The organism is Neisseriales bacterium (assembly GCA_016699915.1).
Taxonomy (GTDB): Bacteria; Pseudomonadota; Gammaproteobacteria; order Burkholderiales; family Q3-R57-64; genus Q3-R57-64.
This window is the reverse complement of the sequence record CP064990.1, coordinates 296,433-317,926: the sequence shown is the minus strand read 5'-3', so window position 1 is coordinate 317,926 and position 21,494 is coordinate 296,433. Positions and strand designations below refer to the sequence as shown.

General features: G+C 42.2%; 16 protein-coding genes and 1 pseudogene. 14 read left to right on the top strand and 3 right to left on the bottom strand.

What is annotated here, in order from left to right:
* A complete protein-coding gene (locus IPK86_01505) occupies positions 1–2,382 on the bottom strand; it encodes a penicillin-binding protein 1A (protein ID QQS16889.1) in 2,382 nt (793 codons plus the stop codon).
* A 335-nt stretch (positions 2,383–2,717) separates the two neighbouring features.
* Between IPK86_01505 and tkt the strand changes: the two genes are divergently transcribed.
* Genes tkt through IPK86_01485 form a run of 4 tightly spaced genes read left to right on the top strand, consistent with a single transcriptional unit; the run spans position 2,718 to position 8,067 of the window.
* Complete coding sequence (gene tkt / locus IPK86_01500; GenBank protein QQS16888.1) at positions 2,718–4,706, top strand: transketolase; 1,989 nt, start codon at positions 2,718–2,720, stop codon at positions 4,704–4,706.
* Positions 4,707–4,752: 46 nt separating this feature from the next.
* Entirely contained in the window at positions 4,753–5,763 is a 1,011-nt protein-coding gene (gene gap / locus IPK86_01495; GenBank protein QQS16887.1) for a type I glyceraldehyde-3-phosphate dehydrogenase, read from the top strand.
* A gap of 35 nt (positions 5,764–5,798) precedes the next feature.
* Complete coding sequence (locus IPK86_01490) at positions 5,799–6,983, top strand: phosphoglycerate kinase (protein QQS16886.1); 1,185 nt, start codon at positions 5,799–5,801, stop codon at positions 6,981–6,983.
* A gap of 46 nt (positions 6,984–7,029) precedes the next feature.
* Positions 7,030–8,067, top strand: a complete 1,038-nt coding sequence (locus IPK86_01485; protein QQS16885.1) for a fructose-bisphosphate aldolase class II — start codon at positions 7,030–7,032, stop codon at positions 8,065–8,067.
* A gap of 23 nt (positions 8,068–8,090) precedes the next feature.
* Here the strand turns inward: IPK86_01485 and ruvB are convergent, their stop codons facing one another.
* Complete coding sequence (gene ruvB, locus IPK86_01480) at positions 8,091–9,134, bottom strand: Holliday junction branch migration DNA helicase RuvB (GenBank protein QQS17029.1); 1,044 nt, start codon at positions 9,132–9,134, stop codon at positions 8,091–8,093.
* A 28-nt stretch (positions 9,135–9,162) separates the two neighbouring features.
* Positions 9,163–9,948: pseudogene (locus IPK86_01475) on the bottom strand (tRNA threonylcarbamoyladenosine dehydratase).
* Positions 9,949–10,494: 546 nt separating this feature from the next.
* On the opposite strand from IPK86_01475, the gene mraZ reads away from it, so the two are divergent.
* Genes mraZ through murG form a run of 10 tightly spaced genes read left to right on the top strand, consistent with a single transcriptional unit; the run spans position 10,495 to position 21,450 of the window.
* Positions 10,495–10,941, top strand: a complete 447-nt coding sequence (mraZ, locus tag IPK86_01470; GenBank protein ID QQS16884.1) for a division/cell wall cluster transcriptional repressor MraZ — start codon at positions 10,495–10,497, stop codon at positions 10,939–10,941.
* Entirely contained in the window at positions 10,938–11,891 is a 954-nt protein-coding gene (gene rsmH / locus IPK86_01465) for a 16S rRNA (cytosine(1402)-N(4))-methyltransferase RsmH (protein QQS16883.1), read from the top strand. Before mraZ ends, rsmH begins: the two co-directional genes overlap by 4 nt.
* Before the next feature lie 5 nt (positions 11,892–11,896).
* Positions 11,897–12,178: a cell division protein FtsL gene (gene ftsL, locus IPK86_01460; GenBank protein ID QQS16882.1), complete on the top strand. Its 282-nt coding sequence runs from the start codon at positions 11,897–11,899 to the stop codon at positions 12,176–12,178.
* Positions 12,171–13,886, top strand: a complete 1,716-nt coding sequence (locus IPK86_01455) for a penicillin-binding protein 2 (GenBank protein QQS16881.1) — start codon at positions 12,171–12,173, stop codon at positions 13,884–13,886. The genes ftsL and IPK86_01455 overlap by 8 nt, the downstream gene beginning before the upstream one ends.
* A gap of 24 nt (positions 13,887–13,910) precedes the next feature.
* Positions 13,911–15,386 (top strand): UDP-N-acetylmuramoyl-L-alanyl-D-glutamate--2,6-diaminopimelate ligase, encoded by a 1,476-nt coding sequence (locus tag IPK86_01450; protein ID QQS16880.1) that lies wholly within the window; start codon positions 13,911–13,913, stop codon positions 15,384–15,386.
* Positions 15,383–16,753: a UDP-N-acetylmuramoyl-tripeptide--D-alanyl-D-alanine ligase gene (locus tag IPK86_01445; protein ID QQS16879.1), complete on the top strand. Its 1,371-nt coding sequence runs from the start codon at positions 15,383–15,385 to the stop codon at positions 16,751–16,753. The genes IPK86_01450 and IPK86_01445 overlap by 4 nt, the downstream gene beginning before the upstream one ends.
* A 10-nt stretch (positions 16,754–16,763) precedes the next feature.
* Positions 16,764–17,849 carry a phospho-N-acetylmuramoyl-pentapeptide-transferase gene (locus IPK86_01440; protein ID QQS16878.1) on the top strand — a complete coding sequence of 362 codons (1,086 nt, stop codon included), beginning with the start codon at positions 16,764–16,766 and terminating at the stop codon, positions 17,847–17,849.
* Between the two features lie 3 nt (positions 17,850–17,852).
* A complete protein-coding gene (murD, locus tag IPK86_01435; protein QQS16877.1) occupies positions 17,853–19,214 on the top strand; it encodes a UDP-N-acetylmuramoyl-L-alanine--D-glutamate ligase in 1,362 nt (453 codons plus the stop codon).
* A complete protein-coding gene (ftsW, locus tag IPK86_01430) occupies positions 19,199–20,380 on the top strand; it encodes a putative lipid II flippase FtsW (GenBank protein ID QQS16876.1) in 1,182 nt (393 codons plus the stop codon). The genes murD and ftsW overlap by 16 nt, the downstream gene beginning before the upstream one ends.
* The gene (gene murG / locus IPK86_01425) at positions 20,377–21,450 is read left to right on the top strand and encodes an undecaprenyldiphospho-muramoylpentapeptide beta-N-acetylglucosaminyltransferase (protein QQS16875.1); all 1,074 of its coding nucleotides are present in this window, start codon (positions 20,377–20,379) and stop codon (positions 21,448–21,450) included. The genes ftsW and murG overlap by 4 nt, the downstream gene beginning before the upstream one ends.
* Positions 21,451–21,494: the final 44 nt, after the last annotated feature.

The window sequence follows — 21,494 nt, the reverse complement described above, 5'->3', positions numbered from 1 at the left end:
CTATTGTGGCGGTGGCTCAATAGTATTAGGTATAATTTCTTCAGCCAAGCTTGATGCTGGTAACTCGGGCGCTAGGTTAAGATTGTTTAACAACTCATTGAGAGCATCGGTTGTATGATCAAGCTCGAGCTTTTCTTCTGGCACGACTCCCCTATTATCAATATGCAGTTTAGGGTTAGTTTGTTGATACTCTTGATAATAAAAACCATCGCCTTTTGTAACTATGCCCAATGGTTTTGGTAAGGCTCGATTTGGCTGGCCTTTAAGTGCATCAGACATATAGCGAATCCAGATGGGTAAAGCAGCAATACCACCAAATCCAAGCCTGCCTAAACTTCTTGGTTGGTCATAACCCACCCAAGCCACAGCAACAAGGTCAGGATTAAATCCAGCAAACCAAGAATCTTTAAAATCATTGGTGGTTCCAGTTTTGCCACCTAAATCTCGACGACCAAGACTCATGGCACTAGCTGCCGTTCCATGTCGCATGACATCACTTAACATATGCGTCATGATGTAAGCATTCCTAGCATCAACAGTTCGCACAGCTCCTTCTGGCGTTCTTTGTAGTAAGATCTGGCCTTTTGCGTCTTCTATGCGTTCAATAAAATAGTTTTTAACACGATATCCACCGTTAGCAAATACTACATAAGCTTCAGCCATTTGTAATGGGGTCACTGACCCGGCACCTAGCGCGATAGATAATGAAGCAGGATGATGTTGCAAATCAAAACCAAAGCGCTGAATGTATTGACGGCTATAATCTAGCCCAATAGCCATCAGTACGCGTACTGATACCAAGTTTCGAGAACGTGTCAGCCCATCTTGCAGCGTCATGAGACCACCAAACCGTCCATCTGAATTGTTGGGCTCCCATGCTGAGCCATCAGACATGGCTTTGGGAATAGATAGTGGGGCATCGTTAACTTGCGTGGAAACCGTCATACCTTTTTCGATAGCAGCAGAATAGATAAAGGGTTTGAAAATTGAGCCGGGTTGACGCCAAGCTTGGGTGACATGATTAAAATTACGTCGGAAGAAATTAAACCCACCTATCAAAGCCTTGATCGCACCGCTTTTTGTATCCATAGATACAAAAGCACCTTCGACTTCTGGCATTTGTGTAATTTCCCAATAACCACCTGGATGAGGTCGCAAATATATAACCGAACCGCTACAAATACGTCGTTGTGCAGATACCTTGGTACCAATTGCTGAATGTGCATAGGCTAGTCCTTTACCATACACTTTAACAACTTGACCTCCTTGTAAATAAACGCTGACTAACGAAGGGCGAACACTCAACACCACGCCAGGTTGCAAATCACCATCATCCAGCCACTGTGATAATTGCTGATCCAAAAATGCCTCTTGATCTTCCTTGCTACCGCTTAAAGCAGATAATTCAATATGCGAAATAGGGCCTCGGTAAGGAAAATGATGATCAAAATTCATCAAACCATTTCGCAGCGCATCAAATGCCCATTTTTGATGTTTGCTATTAATTGTTGTGTAAACACGATATCCTTTTGTGTAAGCATTCTCCCCGTAATAATCATACATGATTTGGCGAACCATCTCGGCAATATACTGTCCTGGTAATAAGGTATTTTCGGGAGATCGGATTGGCTTAACATCCTCTTTGAGTGCTGCTTGATAGGTGATTTCATCAATGAAATCAAGTTCATACATACGGTCTAAAACATAATGCTGGCGTTGCTTAGCGCGTTTCATGCTCGTAATCGGATTGTATAACGATGGTGCCTTTGGTAAACCCGCTAACATAGCCATTTGTGCTACGCTTAAAGCATCCAATGGTTTGCCAAAATAGGTGCGTGCTGCTGCTGAAAAGCCATAGGCACGGTGACCCAAATAGATCTGGTTGATATACAGCTCTAAAATCTGGTTTTTAGTTAAGGATCGCTCTATTTTAAAAGCAAGTAACACTTCATGAAATTTACGAATGAACGTTTTTTCTCGAGATAAAAAAAAGTTTCTTGCTACCTGCATCGTAATTGTACTGGCACCAGAATGTGTATGTCCGAGCATGATATTGCTAAATAGTGCGCGCAATATACCAATATAATCAATACCATTATGCTGATAAAAACGCTCATCCTCTGCGGCGAGGATAGCGTTTTTCATCATACTGGGCACAGTTTGAATGTTGACAAATGAACGGTGCTCTTCGCCAAATTCCCCAATAAGCTGATTATCTTCAGAGAAAATTTGAAGGGGGATTTTAGGTTGGTATTCTGTCAAAACATGAAGGTCTGGCAGTTGCGGGTAAACAATGAGGATGGCAATGGTTAAGCAGCCAGCAAAAAGTAGACCGGCGCCAAACATCAACCCCGACAACATTGCAAGAATCTTTTTAAACATGAATACTTAAATTTTCAGTGTGCGGTTTTTTAAAAAGGGTGATTGTACGCTGCCAAGAAAATTATTGCAGTGTTTACTAAAATGTGTAGTCAAATTTTACCAGTCTTATCCTAAAACAAGAGCGAGAGATATCATCTTAAATGAAGATAATTGGAGCCTTCTTAATTTAAGTTAGCTTCATAAGTTGCTAACCACACTATTATCGCACGATACCCCAACATCTATTTTGCTAAAAAATTTATTGATAAAAGCTATGGGAATTCATTAGCAATTGCAGCGAAATTTGATAAGATGCCAACAATGCTCACATCACAATTATTTATGAAGGTTGTGCAATGGTCACGCGGGATGATTTAGCCAATGCAATTCGATTTCTTTCAATAGATGCTGTGGAAAAAGCGAATTCAGGTCATCCAGGAATGCCAATGGGTATGGCTGATATTGCTGAAGTATTGTGGCGCCTTTTTTTAAAACATAACCCATCAAATCCTCAATGGTGTAATCGAGACCGCTTTATTCTTTCAAATGGTCACGGTTCGATGTTGCTTTATAGCTTGCTGCATTTGACGGGTTATGACGTTTCTATTGACGATATTAAACATTTCCGACAGCTTCACTCTAAAACACCGGGTCATCCTGAGTATAGGGTAACGCCTGGCGTTGAAACAACGACAGGACCATTAGGTCAGGGAATTGCTAATGCAGTTGGAATGGCACTGGCTGAAAAACGATTGGCCGCCGAATTTAACCGACCCAATTATCCTATTGTCGATCATTATACTTGGGTATTTGCAGGAGACGGCTGCCTCATGGAAGGTATTAGCCACGAAGTATGTTCGTTAGCTGGTACGCTTGAATTAAATAAATTAGTGGTTTTTTGGGATGACAATGGTATTTCTATTGATGGACCAGTTGTTGGTTGGTTTAATGAAGATACCGCCAAACGCTTTGAAGCCTATCATTGGCAAGTCATTCGTAGTGTAGATGGTCATGACCCTCTTCAAATTAATCATGCTATCAAACAAGCCAAAAAAGAAACCAAGCGCCCTACACTAATTTGTTGCAAAACAACGATTGGTTATGGCTCGCCAAACAAGGCTGGTTCTTGCTATGTCCACGGCGCTCCGCTTGGGCAAGAAGAGGTCAACAATACGCGCTTGAACTTAGGATGGTCTTATCCACCCTTTGTGATTCCTGATGAGATTTACAATATGTGGGATGCACGTCAATTGGGCAAAAAACATGAAAACGATTGGTGTGTTAATTTTACTGAATACGACAATATATATCCCGTGCTTGCGAAAGAATTTAAACGAAGAATAACGGATCAATTACCCGATTACTGGTTAAATGATGCGAACGAAAAATTGCATCAAGTTTGTCGGGATGCACAAACACTACCAACCCGTAAATCTTCTCAACATGCTATCACTTTTTTATCCGAAAAACTCCCTGAATTACTAGGGGGATCAGCCGATTTGACCGAATCTAATTTGACCAAATGGAAAGAGGCAGTGGTGTTAAATGCTACACAACCCAGCGGTAATTATATTCATTATGGTGTACGAGAGTTCGGTATGGCTGCCATCATTAATGGGATTGCTTTGCATGGTGGATTTAAGCCATTTGGTGGCACATTTTTAATGTTCAGCGAATATGCACGCAATGCTCTACGTATGGCTGCTTTAATGAAAATTAATCCAATATTTGTGCTAACGCATGATTCGATTGGTTTAGGTGAAGACGGACCCACTCACCAACCGATTGAGCAAATTGCTACCTTGCGTTATATTCCTAATATGGTTGTTTGGCGACCTTGTGACACGCTTGAGTCGATGGTTGCTTGGATTGAAGCGTTGAGTCAACGTGATCAGCCTAGTTGCTTGATATTTAGCCGGCAAAATCTCCCTTTTATTGACAGCTTGCCAGAACGAATTCAATTGATTCGACAAGGTGGTTACATTCTAAGTGATGCCAATCAGTTGCAAGCGGTATTGATTGCAACGGGATCTGAAGTGCAGTTGGCTCTATCGGCAAAAATTGAACTGGCTAACATGGGCATTGCTGTACGGGTTGTTTCGATGCCATCAACTACGATATTTGACCAGCAAGATCCAATCTATAGAGAATCTGTATTGCCTACTCATTTACCCTGCGTCGCCATTGAAGCAGGTCACCCAGATTTTTGGAGAAAGTATGTGGGGCTAAAAGGAGCGGTTATTGGTATTGGATCTTTTGGTGAATCAGGCAAAGCACCTGAATTATTCAAAGAATTTGCATTGGATGTTGTGCATATTGTAAAAGCTGTGCGCGATATTATTTGATAGGATTGTTGAAGGTTTTAATCATTCACCGCTAACAGGAGTTAACATGGCGATTCGTGTTGCAATTAATGGCTATGGCCGAATTGGTCGCCAGATTCTGCGAGCAATTTATGAGTACAAGTTGCAAAAACAATTTCATGTCATTGCGATTAACGGATCAGGTAGCTTAGAGGTTAATGCACACCTAACGCAATTTGATACGGTACATGGGCGCTTTGCTGAAAAAGTTAGTTATGTTGATAACCAATTAGTGGTTAATAGTGATGCCATTCCATTTTTTTCAACGCGAGACATCACAACATTACCCTGGGCACAACTCGGTGTTGATTTAGTGCTGGAATGTACTGGCTCTTTAACCAGCAAAGCCAAAGCATCTGTTCATCTTGACAGCGGCGCAAAAAAAGTTTTAATTTCCGCGCCAGGCGATGCGGATGTTGATGCGACCATTGTCTATGGCGTCAATCACACTATATTAACACCAGCAATGTGTGTGGTATCCAATGCAAGTTGTACCACAAACTGTTTAGCGCCTGCTGTTAAAATTTTTCATGATCAGCTTGGTATTGCCAAAGGGTTGATGACAACGATTCATGCTTTTACGAATGATCAAACATTAACCGATATACGTCACAAAGACCTGCGTCGAGCACGATCTGCAGTGGAAAATATGATCCCCACTAAAACAGGTGCTGCAAAAGCAGTGGGATTGGTGTTGCCTGAAATGGTTGGTAAATTAGATGGTTTTGCGGTGCGCATCCCCACCATTAATGTTTCGCTGGTTGATTTTACATTTGAAACTTTACGCGTAACTACGGTTGAAGAAGTCAATGCGATTGCTCAATCAGCCGCAGAAGGCACCCTAAAAAAAATACTAGGCTATAATCATTTACCACTTGTTTCGAGTGATTTTAACCATACTAAAGAAGCGGGACATTTTGATGCAACCCTTACCAAAGTTTTGGGTGGCAATCTTGTGAAAGTATTATTGTGGTATGACAATGAATGGGGATTTTGTTGCCAGATGCTTAATACTGCACAAGCGATGTTTGCGGTGTAACTAACAAACTATCTTTTGGTTGCAAAGGTAACAATATGCCTTATCTGCAATTAGCAAAACTCAATGTGGCAGGCAAACGGGTTTTGATTCGTGTTGATATGAATGTGCCATTGCAAGACAACGGTGCCATTAGTGACGATACCCGTATTCGTGCTTCCCTACCTTCTATACAATATTGTTTACAACAAAATGCCTCTGCTGTCATTATCATGACCCATTTAGGGCGTCCCATTGAGGGCTCACCCAAGACAAAAGACAGCATATTACCGATTGCTAAGCGTCTCAGTGAACTTTTACAGCGACCTGTTGCTATCATTCAGCAATGGTCCGAAGCTATCCAGCTTGCACCTAACAGCGTTGTCATGCTGGAGAATGTGCGCTTGAATATAGGTGAAAAAGAGAATGATCCAGATCTAAGTCAACGCTATGCCAAGCTATGCGATGTATTTGTTCACGATGCTTTCGGTACTGCACACCGTATTGAAGCATCAACATATGGGGTGGCAAAATTTGCGCCTGTTGCCTGCGCAGGTTTTTTATTACATCAAGAGATAGCCACGCTGAGCCTTGCTTTATCAAAGCCTGCACACCCGCTTTTGGCAATTGTGGCAGGCGCTAAAATATCAACGAAACTATCTATTCTCAACGCATTGGCTGACAAAGTTGATCAATTGGTGGTTGGAGGCAGTATTGCCAATACTTTTTTATTGGCGTCAGGTTATGATATTGGCGCATCATTGGCCGAATCAGCTTATCTAAATGAAGCAAAAAGTATTATGGATAATATGCAGCGTCGCCATGGATTGGTTCCGCTTCCGAGCGATGTTATCGTCACGAAAAATATATCGGCTGATGCAACGGCAGTGCTTAAAAATATTGCTGATATCTTGCCAGAAGATAAAATCGTTGATTTTGGTTCGCGTAGCATAGCGTTGTTACTTCAATTGATTAGGCAAGCTAAAATGATTGTGTGGAATGGTCCTATTGGTGTATTTGAAATCGCACCATTTAGTCACGGTACTCGAGCTTTGGCAGAAGCAATTGGGGCATCCGATGCTTTTTCTATTGCCGGGGGAGGAGAAACAATTGCTGCTGTTACCCAGTTTAAGGTGGCTGATAAAATGAGTTACCTTTCAACAGGTGGCGGTGCATTTTTAGCATTTTTAGAGGGTAAAACGCTACCTGCTATTGCGATATTATCAGCTCGGTTTAATGATTAATGACTATTTTGAATTTTATTAATTGGCAGTGTATTCGGAGGACTTCATGGCATTGATATCTTTAAGACAGCTTTTAGACCATGCAGCGGAAAAAGGCTATGGAGTGCCTGCGTTTAATGTTAATAATCTCGAGCAAATACAGGCGATTATGGAAGCGGCTGATGCGACCGATGCGCCAGTTATTCTACAGGCATCGGCAGGCGCTCGAAAATATGCAGGAGATCTTTTTTTAAAACATCTCATTTTAGCTGCGATCGAAACATTTCCACATATCCCAGTAGTCATGCACCAAGACCATGGCACCAGTTTCCAAATATGTGAGCAGGCCATTCAACATGGTTTTAGTTCAGTGATGATGGATGGATCATTGAAAGCTGACGGTAAAACTGTTGCTGATTATACATATAATGTTGAAGTAACCCGTCAGGTGGTGAATTTTGCGCATGCTCGTGGTGTATCAGTGGAAGGCGAGATTGGTTGCTTAGGATCTTTAGAGACAGGTTGCGCTACCGAAGAGGATGGCATAGGAGCTAGCGGATCGCTCAACTATCACCAGTTACTTACTGATCCGGATGAAGCGGCAGATTTTGTACAGGCTACGGGCGTGGATGCTTTGGCCATTGCTATTGGTACAAGTCACGGTGCTTATAAATTTACGCAAAAACCTACCCAAGAAGTATTAAAAATTGATTTGATCAAACAGATTCACCAAAAAATTCCGAATACACATCTTGTCATGCATGGGTCTAGTTCTGTCCCCCAAGAATGGCTAGCAACTATTAATGAATTTGGTGGGAATATACCCGACACTTATGGTGTACCAGTTGAAGAGATTGTGCGTGGTATCCAGCACGGTGTGAGAAAGGTGAATATTGATACAGATCTTAGGTTGGCAAGTACAGGCACCATTCGCCGTTTTTTATCTTGTCATCCCGAAGAGTTTGATCCAAGAAAATATCTTGGTCCATCTAAAGAAGCGATGCGTAACCTGTGTATTGGGCGCTATGAAGCATTCGGTACAGCAGGTCAGGCAAGCTATATTAAACCCATAAGTCTTAGTATGATGGCAACTCGATACCAATAGATTTATAACAAGCCCAATCACTGCTAGCCAAATAAATCCTCAGTTGTTGCTGTATTTGTAGTTTGTAAATCAAAATGTTGATAAGCGCGGGCTGTAGCAAGTCTACCTCTTGAAGTACGCTGCAGATAGCCTTGCTGTACTAAATACGGCTCAATGACATCTTCTATGGTATTACTGGTTTCTCCAATAGCAGAGGCCAGGCTATCCAACCCGACAGGTCCGCCTTCAAATTTCTCAATGATGGACTGCAATAACTTGCGATCCATAATGTCTAGCCCGGCTTCATCGACCTCAAGTAAAGCAAGTGCTGCATGGGCTACTTTTGATGTAATAATGCCATCAGCGCGGACTTGGGCATAATCACGCACTCTTTTCAGTAAGCGGTTAACAATGCGAGGGGTGCCTCGTGATCGTTTTGCAATTTCCGTAGCACCTTGTTTGTCCAGTTGCGTAGCGAGCAGTTTGGCAGATCGTGTTGCGATGCGTGATAACTCATCTTCTGCATAAAATTCTAACCTAAAAACAATGCCAAATCTTTCTCTTAATGGATTAGTAAGCATGCCAGCTCTGGTGGTAGCACCAATAAGTGTAAAAGGAGGTAAATCAATTTTAACAGAGCGCGCCGCAGGCCCCTCGCCAATAATAATATCCAACTGATAATCTTCAAGTGCTGGATACAAAATTTCCTCAACGCAAGCGGGTAATCGATGTATTTCATCAATAAATAGCACGTCATGTGCTTCTAAATTAGTCAGTAATGCTGCCAGATCACCAGCTTTTTCCAAGACAGGTCCTGATGTGTGGCGAAATCCCACTCCTAGTTCATGTGCGATAACATGCGCTAAAGTGGTTTTTCCTAAGCCAGGTGGTCCAAATAACAATACATGATCTAATGCTTCACCACGATTTTTAGCGGCAGTAATAAATATTTCAAGCTGCTCTCGAATTTTTGTTTGGCCAATATATTCATTAAATTGTTTTGGGCGTAGCGCTTTTTCTAAAGCTTCTTCCTGTGAAGATAAAGTAACTTTCGCCATAAGAGGCATTGGGCTATTGGTTTGTAACATATCAGTTTTAATTGTCATGGTTGATTCCTCATGCGTGTTGCCGAGCTATTATGTGCGATGTATAGCCAGCTAAAGTATTAATCACAGTCGCCGCAGCAATTAAACCAAAAGTAGCTGTAACAGCCATGCTGGAACCATATCCTGAGCAAGATAAACCACTTAAAGCCTTATTGGATGTACGTTGTAATGGATGGCGCTCAGGTTCATCTGAGTAAACGCAAAGTACATTGAATGGTTGCTTGATCGGTTGACTGAATCCATAATATTTCCTGAGGGTATAGCGCAAGTTTGCCAATAGACGATCGCCCTGCACAGCACTTAAATCACTGACTTTAACACACTGTGGCTGAATTTTTCCGCCCGCTCCGCCACATACAATGAAAGGGAGTTTTTGTTGAATACACCAAGTAGCTAAAACGGCCTTAGTAGCAGTGTGATCTATCGCATCCATGAGGTAATCAAAGCGCTCATTGAGCAATTCAGATAAGTTATCCGCATTAATAAATTCTTCAATAGCATTGATACGACAGTGTGGATTAATAGCGTGCATACGTTCTGTGATGACCGCTACTTTAGCCCTGCCAAAATGCGGGTCTAATGCAGAAAGCTGTCGATTACAGTTCGACTAACTGACATTATCCAAATCAATGATGGTAATCGCGCCAATTCCACTACGGACAAGCGCTTCAACTGTCCAAGAGCCAACACCTCCTACACCAACGACGCATACATGGGACTGAGCAAATTGTGCCAAACACTCTTCGCCATATAGTTTGGCAATACCACCAAAACGTCTTGCTAGATTAATAGACATAGTAATAGAGGATTGGTCGTATCGTAAAAATATAATAAACCAAAACGAGCCTCAGTTTTTTTAAGTTTTAATGAATGCACCCGAACCGCTAACTATAACAAAAAACCCTAAGAGTCAATTCAGATGAGACACATTGTAAATGATAATTTGGGAAAAGCTTGTTATGCAAGAATAGCAGCACGTTGATTTTCCTATGCAGTACTTTTTAACTACTGCAATCATTGCTGATCAGTTTTTCTTTCTGCGCTACTTACTTTGTATATTTTGACTACACTGTAACATAAGTTGTTCAACATACCATTTGGATGAAATTAGCACAAAACTTGTTGCTGACAATGCTTATTTTTGCGCACACAGATGGTTTCGCATGTCACGTCCCATTATTTTTTCAGCATAAGAGCTATTTTTTGCTTGACAAATATTGCCTAATTCTCTAAAAGTGGCATAAAGTGGATAAAAATGGATTAAAGTGGGTAAAATATGCACGTACTACTTTTTTTAGGGTGGGGCATGTATTGACCAACTTCAGTCAATGAGGTTCATGACATGTTTGGCGGTGTAAATATTCTCAATTTGGATAATAAAGGGCGCTTAGCGATCCCCGCTAAACATCGAGAAGTGTTATTGACAAATTTTAGCCCAACGTTAGTGGTTACCCTAGAAGCAAAAAACCATCTTTTGATTTACCCAGAATCACAATGGCGACTTGTTGAGCAAAAACTCATTGCGTTACCCGTCGGCAACCCTATGCTTAAAGCTTATCAGCGTTTAATGCTTGGGCATGCTGAAACCTTGGAAATGGATGGTTTTGGACGTATTTTGATTCCTACTTGTTTACGGGAATTGGTTTTTTTAAACAAAGAAGTGGGACTTGTTGGAATGGGTAACCGTTTTGAGTTATGGAACGCACAAGACTGGAAAGCGGAGACGGAAGCGGCTTTGATTCTAGACAGAAAAGTTTTAAACATGGCACTGGATGAGTTTTCATTATGAATGATCAGGCATTACACCATCAAAGTGTGTTGTGTAGCGAATCGGCTAACGCATTGATTACCAAAAAAGCAGGTGTGTATTTAGATAACACTTTTGGATATGGTGGGCATAGTCAATCCATATTAGACAGATTGAGTGCATCGGGACGTCTTATTGCGTTAGATAAAGATCCGTATGCGGTTGCTATTGGATCTGCACTGTCTAAGGAAGATGGACGATTTGATATGGTACATAGTGATTTTGTGCATGTTGAGTTGGTATTAGATCGTATGGGTATAGACCAAATTGATGGTGCGCTTTATGACTTAGGAATGTCTTCAATGCAATTAGATGATGCAAAGCGTGGATTTAGTTTTCGTTTTGATGCACCGCTTGATATGCGTATGGATACGAGTAGTGGCATGACGGCAGCCGAATGGTTATCAAACGCCACGCAATCAGATATTGAGCAGGTGATTCGTACTTATGGAGAAGAGCGATTTGCAAAATCTATTGCTGGTGCGATTGTCAAACAGCGTGCTGTGTCCCCTATCGCTACAACGGGTCAGTTAGCAACATTGGTTGCGAAGCAAATTAAACATTATGAAGCAGGACAGCATCCTGCAACAAGGACATTTCAAGCATTAAGAATTTACATCAATGATGAGCTAAATTCTCTAGCGACCGTATTGCCGAAAATAGTGCGGCGATTAAAGTGTGGTGGAAAACTCGTAGTGATTAGCTTTCATTCGCTCGAAGATCGCATCGTTAAGCGATTCATGCGTTGTTATAGCCGGGCTGATCATTTACCCCGTTGGGTCAAAGTAAGGAGTCATGAATTAGCCCAACCATTATTGGACTGCGTTGATCGTGTCAAGCATGCAAGCAAAGAAGAAGTACAGCAGAACCCGCGGGCGCGTTCTGCTGTACTTCGTGTTGCAAGGCGTAGCCACGCTTTGTTAAGAGAGTAGATGGCTTGAAGAAATTGAATGGTGTTTTATTAATTGCTATCGTTGGTTTTGCACTTTGGGTAGTGACTACACAGCATAAAGCGCGTTCCATTTATAGCCAATTAGATAGGATACAAAACCAAATAGAACAACTCAATGCAGAGTATGAACAACTGCAGCTGGAACAAAGTACTTGGGGAGCACATAACTTAGTGGATAAAGCAGCAACCACACGTTTAGGTATGCACATACCAAGCAAAGAAGAAACGGTTGTTATTAATGCTAATAAAAGCTTGATCAATGAGTAGCTATACTTACACAAACTTTCGCTATAGCGGCAAACAGCCTGCACCATTAGATAAACAGTCTAAACGGTCTCGTATTGTTCTCTTTATCTTTATCGCATTGTTTTTAGTGTTATTGGTTCGCGCTTTTTACATTTTGTTGTGCAATGGGCATTTCTTACAAAATCAGGGGGAGGCACGTTTTTGTCGTGAGCTGACTTTACATGCAACGCGTGGTGTTATTACAGACCGAAATGGTGCCTTGTTAGCAGTGAGTGCACGTGTGGAATCAATTTGGGCTAGCCCGTCAAGCATGGAAAAAGTGTCACATCAACAATTAAAGCGATTAGCGCATTTACTTAACATCTTGCCGAGCACTATTCAGGCAAAATTGGCTGATAAAAAGCGAGAATTTGTTTACATCAAACGTCACATTGCACCAGAACTTGCTAACCGAGTGATGCAATTGGGTATTCCAGGTATTGCCAGTCAAGTTGAGTATCGGCGTTTTTACCCAACCGGCGAATTATTCGCACATGCAGTCGGTTTTACAGGAGTGGATAAAATAGGTCAAGAAGGTCTAGAGTTGGCATACAACGATAAGCTAGCCGGGCAAAATGGTAAAAGGGTTGTGCTTAAAGATCGACTAGGTCATATTGTTGATGATTTGACCGATGTGACATTACCAAAAAATGGGCAAAAACTTATCTTGTCCATGGATCAGAAACTCCAGTATTTAGCTTATCGTGAGCTTAGGCGTGGCGTAGTAGAAAACAAGGCCAAATCTGGTAGTGTCGTTGTGCTGGATGCTCAAACAGGCGAAATTTTAGCCATGGCAAATTATCCCTCTTATAACCCTAATAATCGCCAAACTACGCGTTCACTACAATGGCGCAATAGTGCAATTACTGATCTTACAGAACCAGGCTCAACCATTAAGCCAATCTTGGTTTCAAAGGCTATTGATAGCGGAAAAGTAACGCCACATACTGTACTGAATACCAATAGCTACACTATTAATGGCGCTGTGGTGCGGGATGTTAAAACCCATCGCAGCTTGGATGTGGCTAACATTGTACAAAAATCCTCTAATGTTGGTGTTTCCAAACTTGCACTCATGTTTAGTTCACGTGAGATGTGGCATTTTTATCATACCGTCGGTTTTGGTCGTTCATTGGATTCAGGTTTTCCAGGGGAAAGCGCAGGCAGGCTACGCAACCCAGTTAATTGGCGACCTATAGAACAAGCAACGATGTCTTTTGGGTATGGTGTCGCGGCCAGTTTATTACAAATGGCCAGAGCCTATACCATTTTTACAACTAGCGGTAAGTTAATGCCCGTTTCTTTTGCTAAGGTATCGATGCCAGCTGAGGGAGAGCAAGTCATTGCTAATAGTACAGCCAGACAAATGCGACAAATGCTGACCATTGTTGGGCAGCCTAGTATACAAATATCGGGTTACCACGTAGCCGGAAAATCGGGTACGGTACGTAAGCTTGAAAACGGTGTCTATCAACCCAACAAACATGCTAGTTTATTTATCGGTTTTGCGCCCGCTTTATCAAAACCGCGTTTTATTGTCGCGGTCATGATTGATGAGCCACATGCTGGATTTTATTACGGCACAACAGTGGCAGGTCCTATTTTTTCGCGCATTATGAATGGCTGTTTGCGTAGTTTTGACGTAGCGCCTGATATGTCTATAAATAATCTACTGACTGTTGCTGACTAGCTTGTTGACAAAGAAAGGAAGCATGTGAAAAGTCGCTTACAACCGCTACCGATATGCGACTTGACCCGTTACCGACCTTTTTACCATAAAGTTAATCATGTAACGGCAGATAGCCGATTGGTCAAGCAGGGTGATCTTTTTTTGGCCTATCAAGGTCATCATACTGACGGTAGACATTACATTGCCGAAGCGGTTCGACAAGGTGCATCGGTTGTCTTTTGGGAAGATGATGCTGGTTTTTGTTGGAACTCCAATTGGTTAGTTGATCACTTGCCTGTTAAGCAGCTTGCTCAACAAGCTGGCATGATTGTTGCAGATATATTGCATTATCCTAGCCAAGCCATGCGGATCATCGGCGTAACAGGCACAAATGGCAAAACTTCCATTACACATTGGTTAGCACAAGCCTATGGTATCTTGGAAAAGAAAGCAGCGCTTATCGGTACAGTAGGTAATGGTTTTTTAAGCCAATTGTCCAACACCACGTATACGACGCCGGACGCAATTACCATGCAGCAATTATTAGCACATTTTGCACATCAATCAGCAAAAGTTGTAGCAATAGAAGTTTCTTCTCATGCTCTAGATCAAGGGCGCGTGAATGGTGTGCCATTTGAAACAGCGATTTTTACAAATTTGACAAGGGATCATCTTGATTACCATCAAACTATGCAAGCTTATGGTTACACAAAAAGCCTGCTATTTTATTGGGAAAGCTTGCGTTATGCCATTATTAATGTAGCAGACCAGTTTGGTTATCAATTAGCTGCACAACTTAAGCAACAAGCTGTGCAATTATTAACATATGGTCTGGAACAAGGTGATATTCATCTGACTGCTTGCCACGTCTCTAAAGGGGGAATGGTACTTGATATTCATACACCATGGGGTGATATTCAACTTGCTAATTCCTTGATTGGGCGCTTTAACATTTCCAATATACTCGCTTGTCTTGCTGCATTGTGTGTGGATGATGTGCCATTATCTCAAGCGCGTGATGTGCTCAGCCTTATGGAGCCAGTCTGTGGTCGTATGCAGCGATTGGGTGGAGGAAATAAACCACTCGTGGTGATTGATTACGCACACACACCCGATGCATTACAAGCAGCCCTCAAATCATTATCTGAATTACGGACAGAACAGGGCAAGCTGTACTGTGTCTTTGGCTGTGGTGGGGATCGAGACCATGGCAAACGACCCATGATGGGTCACGTTGTTGAAAAAAATGCTGATGTTTCTGTTGTAACAAGTGATAACCCACGCACTGAAGTATCAGAACATATTGTGCAAGATATTGTATCGGGTATGCATCATGTGTCGCATATTGAAGTTGACCGTGCCTTGGCAATTGAGTGGGCGATTCGTCATGCAACAGCAAAGGATATTGTGCTGATTGCCGGAAAAGGTCATGAACAGCACCAAGATATCGGTGGCCATAAACTGCCTTTTTCCGATTTTAACATTGCTGAACAATTATTGTATCAGGGAACGCAGTCATGATGACGATGGGATGGATTGCGCGTTTGATTGCACATGATCAAGTCAGTAGTCACATTGCTTGGGATCAGCCTGTCAGAAAAATTGTTACGGATACACGTATATTGCAAACAGGGGATTTTTTCGTCGCGCTAAAAGGACAGCATGTTGATGGCCATGATTTTGTTCGACAAGCCTTCAAACAAGGTGCAATCGGTGCGATGGTTAATCAAGGCTACTCTTGCTTTGATAAGTTTGTATTACCAGTGGCTGACACTTACCATGAATTGGGTCGTATGGCTCAACAATGGCGAAAATTACATGCAATACCTGTTGTAGGTATTACCGGGTCTAACGGGAAAACTACAGTTAAAAATATGTTAGCGTCAATTTTAAGTGTGCAAAGTAGCGCCGATGCAGTATGGGCAACGCCAGGCAATTTTAACAACCATGTTGGGTTGCCACTTACCTTGTTGGGTTTGACGTCATTTCATCAATATGCGGTGATTGAAATGGGCATGAGTCATGCGGGGGAAATTGCTTATTTAGCACAATTGACTCATCCTACAATTGCCATGGTTTTAAATGCCCGACATGCGCACATGAGCGGTGGTTTTTCAAGTCTACGAGATATTGCAACAGCAAAAGCTGAAATATTTGAAAACCTAGATAGCTCTGGTATTGCGATTATGCCTGCTGACGACCCCTATACCACTTTGTTTGATCACAAAGCACAAGGGCACACTTGCTACCATTTTGGGTTACATCAGGGTGATGTATATGCTGACCATATCAAATTAAATGGGCTAAGCAGCACCTTTAGCCTAGTTACGCCACAAGGCATATCATCAGTAACGCTTCGTATGCCAGGCGCACATAATATTTATAATGCATTAGCTGCGGCAACTGCAGCGTTCGTAATGCAGGTTCCTTTGTTGACCATTACACAAGGATTATCATTATTTTTAGGTACGCCAGGACGCTTGAATAGTATGCAGATGGCCAGTGGATTGTGGATTGATGACACCTATAATGCTAACCCGGATTCGATGAAAGCAGCAATTGATGTATTAGCATCAAACGGATGCACACCGCGTATTTTGGTCATGGGTGATATGGCTGAATTAGGCGAAAAAGCTGAACAACAACACGAAGATATTGGATATTATGCCAAAGCAAAAGGGATCGATTACCTACTGACACTGGGTACTTTATCACAAAGCGCTGCCAAAGCATTTGGCAAAAATGCGCTTTGCTTTGAGACAATTAAAGCCTTATGTCAGGGTTTAGAAGTATTGATTAATCAACAAAGTACGGTTTTAGTCAAGGGTTCGCGTGCCATGAAAATGGAACGTGTCGTGCAATATTTTTCCCAACGAACGATACACTAGGTGAACGGCGATGTTTTTATGGTTAGCGAATTTATGGGGTGGGCAAATACGCGGTCTTGGTGTACTAAACTATACGACATTGCGGGCAGTTATGGCTTGCTTAACGGCTCTTTTTATCTCGCTATTATTGGGAACGCATGTCATTGGTAAGCTGACCCTATTTAAGGTCGGTCAAGTTGTTCGTACAGATGGCCCACAATCGCATCTTGTCAAGACGGGCACACCAACCATGGGCGGTGCTTTGATTTTGTTATGCATTGTGGTAAGCACTTTGCTATGGGCTGACTTAGGGAATCATTATATTGCTTTATTGCTTGCTATACTCTTTGGTATGGGTACATTAGGTTTTTACGATGATTGGCACAAAATTAAGCATAACCATACCAGTGGACTATCATTTTATGCCAAAATGTTTTGGCAATCTGTTTTGGCTATTGTCGCTGCTATATTTCTTTTTTATACCGCAAAATTACCTGCCTCCTACGAATTTATTGTGCCTTTTTTCAAGCATATTAACTATCCTTTGGGTGCCTGTGGTTTTTTTTTATTAACCTATTTAGTGATTGTTGGTACATCAAATGCTGTTAATCTGACCGATGGATTAGACGGATTAGCAACACTACCTGTCGTCTTAGTTTCGGCTGGTTTTGCAATATTTGCTTATGTTGCAGGGCATACTGTTTTTGCTCAGTATCTACAATTGCCCTTCGTGCCCGGCGCACATGAAGTGGTAATTTTTTGTGCAGCGATCTGTGGTGCTTGTTTGGGATTTTTATGGTTTAACGCTTATCCGGCTCAAGTTTTTATGGGCGATACTGGCGCATTGCCACTTGGTGCTGCACTAGGCGTAGTAGCTGTGATCGTGCGTCAGGAAATTGTGCTATTGATTATGGGTGGATTATTTGTAATAGAAGCGGTTTCTGTTGTTTTACAAGTAACCGCTTTTAAATTGACGGGTCGCCGTATCTTTAAAATGGCACCCTTACACCATCACTATGAGTTAAAGGGATGGACAGAAACACAAATTGTAGTCCGTTTTTGGATTATCACCATGATTTTGGTGCTAATCGGTTTAACAACATTAAAACTGCGATAAATCATGCTTGCTGGAAAAAAATTTATTGTACTGGGTTTAGGAGATACAGGCTTAGCAAGTGCTTTTTACCTCGTACAACATGGTGCAGAGGTCGTAGCGTTTGATCACCAAAAAATACCAGCAAAAGGCGAGTTATTTGCCCAGTTATTACCCAACGTACCACTTTACACAGAACGCTTAGCAGATCGTTACTGGCAACAAGCCGATTATGTGCTTGTTAGTCCAGGGGTGCCGCTTGCTAACCCAGATATCATGGCTTTTCGCCAAAAAGGTGGTAGCATTCTTGGCGATATTGAATTATTTGCACGGCTTTTTTCGCATCATGTTTCGGGAAAAGTAATTGCAATTACAGGTTCAAACGGTAAAAGTACGGTTACAGAATGGGTGGGTCATCTCTGTCGGATTTGCCAGTGTGATACAGTCGTTGCAGGCAATATTGGGTTGCCGATATTGAAGGCATTGTGGGATAAAGAACTGCAAGGCAGAATGCCAGCATATTGGGTATTGGAACTATCAAGTTTTCAGTTGGATGTCACACAGTCCTTAAACGCTGATGCAGCAGTTGTGTTGAATATTGCTGAAGATCACCTTGATCGATATCCTGACTTATTACATTATGCGGCAAGTAAAGCACATATCTTTAATGGACAAGGCGTACAGGTAATTAATGCCGATGACCCATTATGTCTTGCGATGCAAAGAAAAGGGCGGGTTATCCGTCAATTTTCTCTGCGGCAAAACGCGGACTATCATGTATCAGCAGGGGATGTGCTCATAGCAGATGGCATATCTCTATTATCAACGCAAGCACTGCTAATGCTGGGTAAACATAACGCGGCTAATGCTTTGGCTGCTTTAGCGTTGTGTGAGGCACTACGCTTGCCTCGTGCGCCATTACTTACTGGTCTCAAAACTTTTCGCGGTTTGCCACATCGCATTGAACGGGTTGATCAAATCAATGGGATAACTTACATTGATGACTCAAAAGGTACCAACGTTGCTGCTACCGAAGCGGCACTATTGAGTATGCCAAAAAAGGTGGTGCTGATCGCAGGAGGAGCAGGCAAAATGCAGGACTTTTCCCTACTCAACAACGCATTGCAAAAGGTCGGCAGAGCGGTTGTATTAATTGGAGAAGATGCGCAGAAGATTCATGAAGCCATTGCAGGGCTTCGCTTACCTATTCAACATTGCCAAACATTGGAAGAAGCAACATGGGTAGCTACCAACTTAGCCAAAGCGGGTGATACGGTTCTTCTTTCTCCTGCTTGTGCTAGTTTTGATATGTTTAATAACTATGCCCATCGTGCACAAGTCTTCCGTGATGCGGTGTCATCCCTGAAACCGATATGTACAACCTGCTAAAAAAAATATGGACAAAACCACCACTTGTCCACACTAAAAAATATGATGAAGCCCTGACTTTTGTTGTGCTTGGTCTTTTGTTATTTAGCCTAACGATGGTGTATTCTGCCTCAATTGCTGTTGCTGAACATTTTTCTCATACTGGTAATCCTTACTACTACCTATATTACCATGCCGTGTCCATTGTCATAGCAATGACCATCGGTTGGATTGCGTTTTGCGTACCATTACGGATTTGGGAACAATACGCAACGCCTATTTTTGGCGTTGCGTTGTTATTGCTTGTATTGGTTTTGGTGCCAGGTATCGGGCACACAGTCAATGGTTCACGTCGTTGGATAACATTATTGTGGTTTCACATTCAGCCTTCTGAATTGATGAAATTTGCTTGTGTTCTTTATACAGCAAGTTATTTGATACGAAAACAAACGGTATTGGATAATATCCAAAGAGGGTTTTTGCCAGCCATTGCGCCGATGTTGCTTATTGGGGTATTACTCTTACTCGAACCTGATTTTGGTGCATTGGTTGTTATTATAGTCATCATCTTTTGTTTACTATTTTTAGGCGGTGTAAATGGTTGGGTATTTAGTGGTTCAATACTGTTGGCACTCGTGACATTAATTTTGCTTATCCTGATTGAACCTTATCGGATGCGTCGGGTATTAGGATTTATTGCGCCTTTTGATGACCCTTATGATAAGGGTTATCAGTTAACCAACTCGCTTATTGCCTTTGGATTAGGCAAGTGGTCTGGCATGGGATTAGGTGGTGGGATACAAAAATTAGCGTATTTACCTGAACCACATACGGATTTTATTATGGCTGTCATTGCTGAAGAATTTGGTGTGATTGGGGTTTGCTTGCTGATTACAACTTATGCATGGATTGTATGGCGCACTTTTCGTATTGGAGAACAAGCCAGAAAGCTAGAGCGTTATTATGGTGCTTTGGTTGCTAAGGGCATTGGTATTTGGATTGGGTTACAAGCGTTTCTTAATATGGGCGTTAGCATGGGAATTTTGCCAACAAAAGGTATGACGATGCCATTGATGTCATTTGGTGGATCAGCTCTCGTTGCTAATTTAGTGGCGCTTTGTATAGTATTGAGGGTGGATTGGGAAAATAAACGCATTATGCATGGATACTACAAGGTTTCATCATGAAAACCTACACGGCGATGATTATGGCGGGTGGCACTGGTGGACATATTTTTCCTGGTTTAGCGGTTGCCGAAACATTACGTAATCGTGGCTGGAAAACGGTATGGCTGGGTAGCAAAATGGGAATGGAAAATCATCTGATCCCTCAGCATGGTATTGAACTAGAAACCATCACAATTCACGGCTTACGAGGCAATGGTTTGATGCGACAATGTCTCGCACCATTTACTGTTGCGCGAGCAATTTACGATGCACAAAAGCTTTTTATCAAACGCCCATTTGATGTAGCCATTGGTTTTGGCGGGTATGCGGCATTTCCAGGTGCTGTTGCAGTACGTTTAATGGGTAAGCCCCTCGTGATTCACGAACAAAATGCCGTTGCTGGCTTGACTAACAAAGTATTATCTTATTTTGCCCATCGCACGTTATATGCTTTCCCAGGCGTATTTTCTGACCCTGAAGGTTGCGTGGGTAATCCGGTTAGATCAGCTATTGCAAGACTGCCCAATCCAGACAAGCGTTTTCAGGCTAGGGAAGGCGCTTTGCGCCTACTGGTGATCGGCGGTAGTTTAGGAGCTCAAATATTCAATGACGTTTTGCCGCAAGCGCTTGCCTTATTATTGCCTGACGCGCAACGTTTACATGTTGTACATCAGGCAGGTGTTCAACAAATTGATGCGCTCAATAATCGCTATGCACAATTGAACATTGAGGCAGACTGCCGTGCTTTTATTGATCATATTGCAGATGAGTACGCCAAAGCTGATATTGTGTTATGTCGAGCAGGTGCATTAACTGTTGCAGAATTAGCGGCAGCAGGGGTAGGGAGTTTATTGGTGCCCTATCCTTTTGCAGCAGATGATCACCAAACACGTAACGCCCAATTACTGTCTCTTGCAGGTGCGGCGCATATTGTACCGCAGAGAGAATTTTCACCACACAATGTGGCGCAATGGCTCAACAAACTAACCCGAGCACAATGCCTAAAAATGGCCAATGCGGCACGTAGCATTGCCTCAATCAATGCGTGCGAGCGCATCGCCGATATTTGTGAATCCTTATTACCGCCTTAGAAAAAAGGCTAAGCGATGCTTGGTTGATATTGCAAAATCAGATA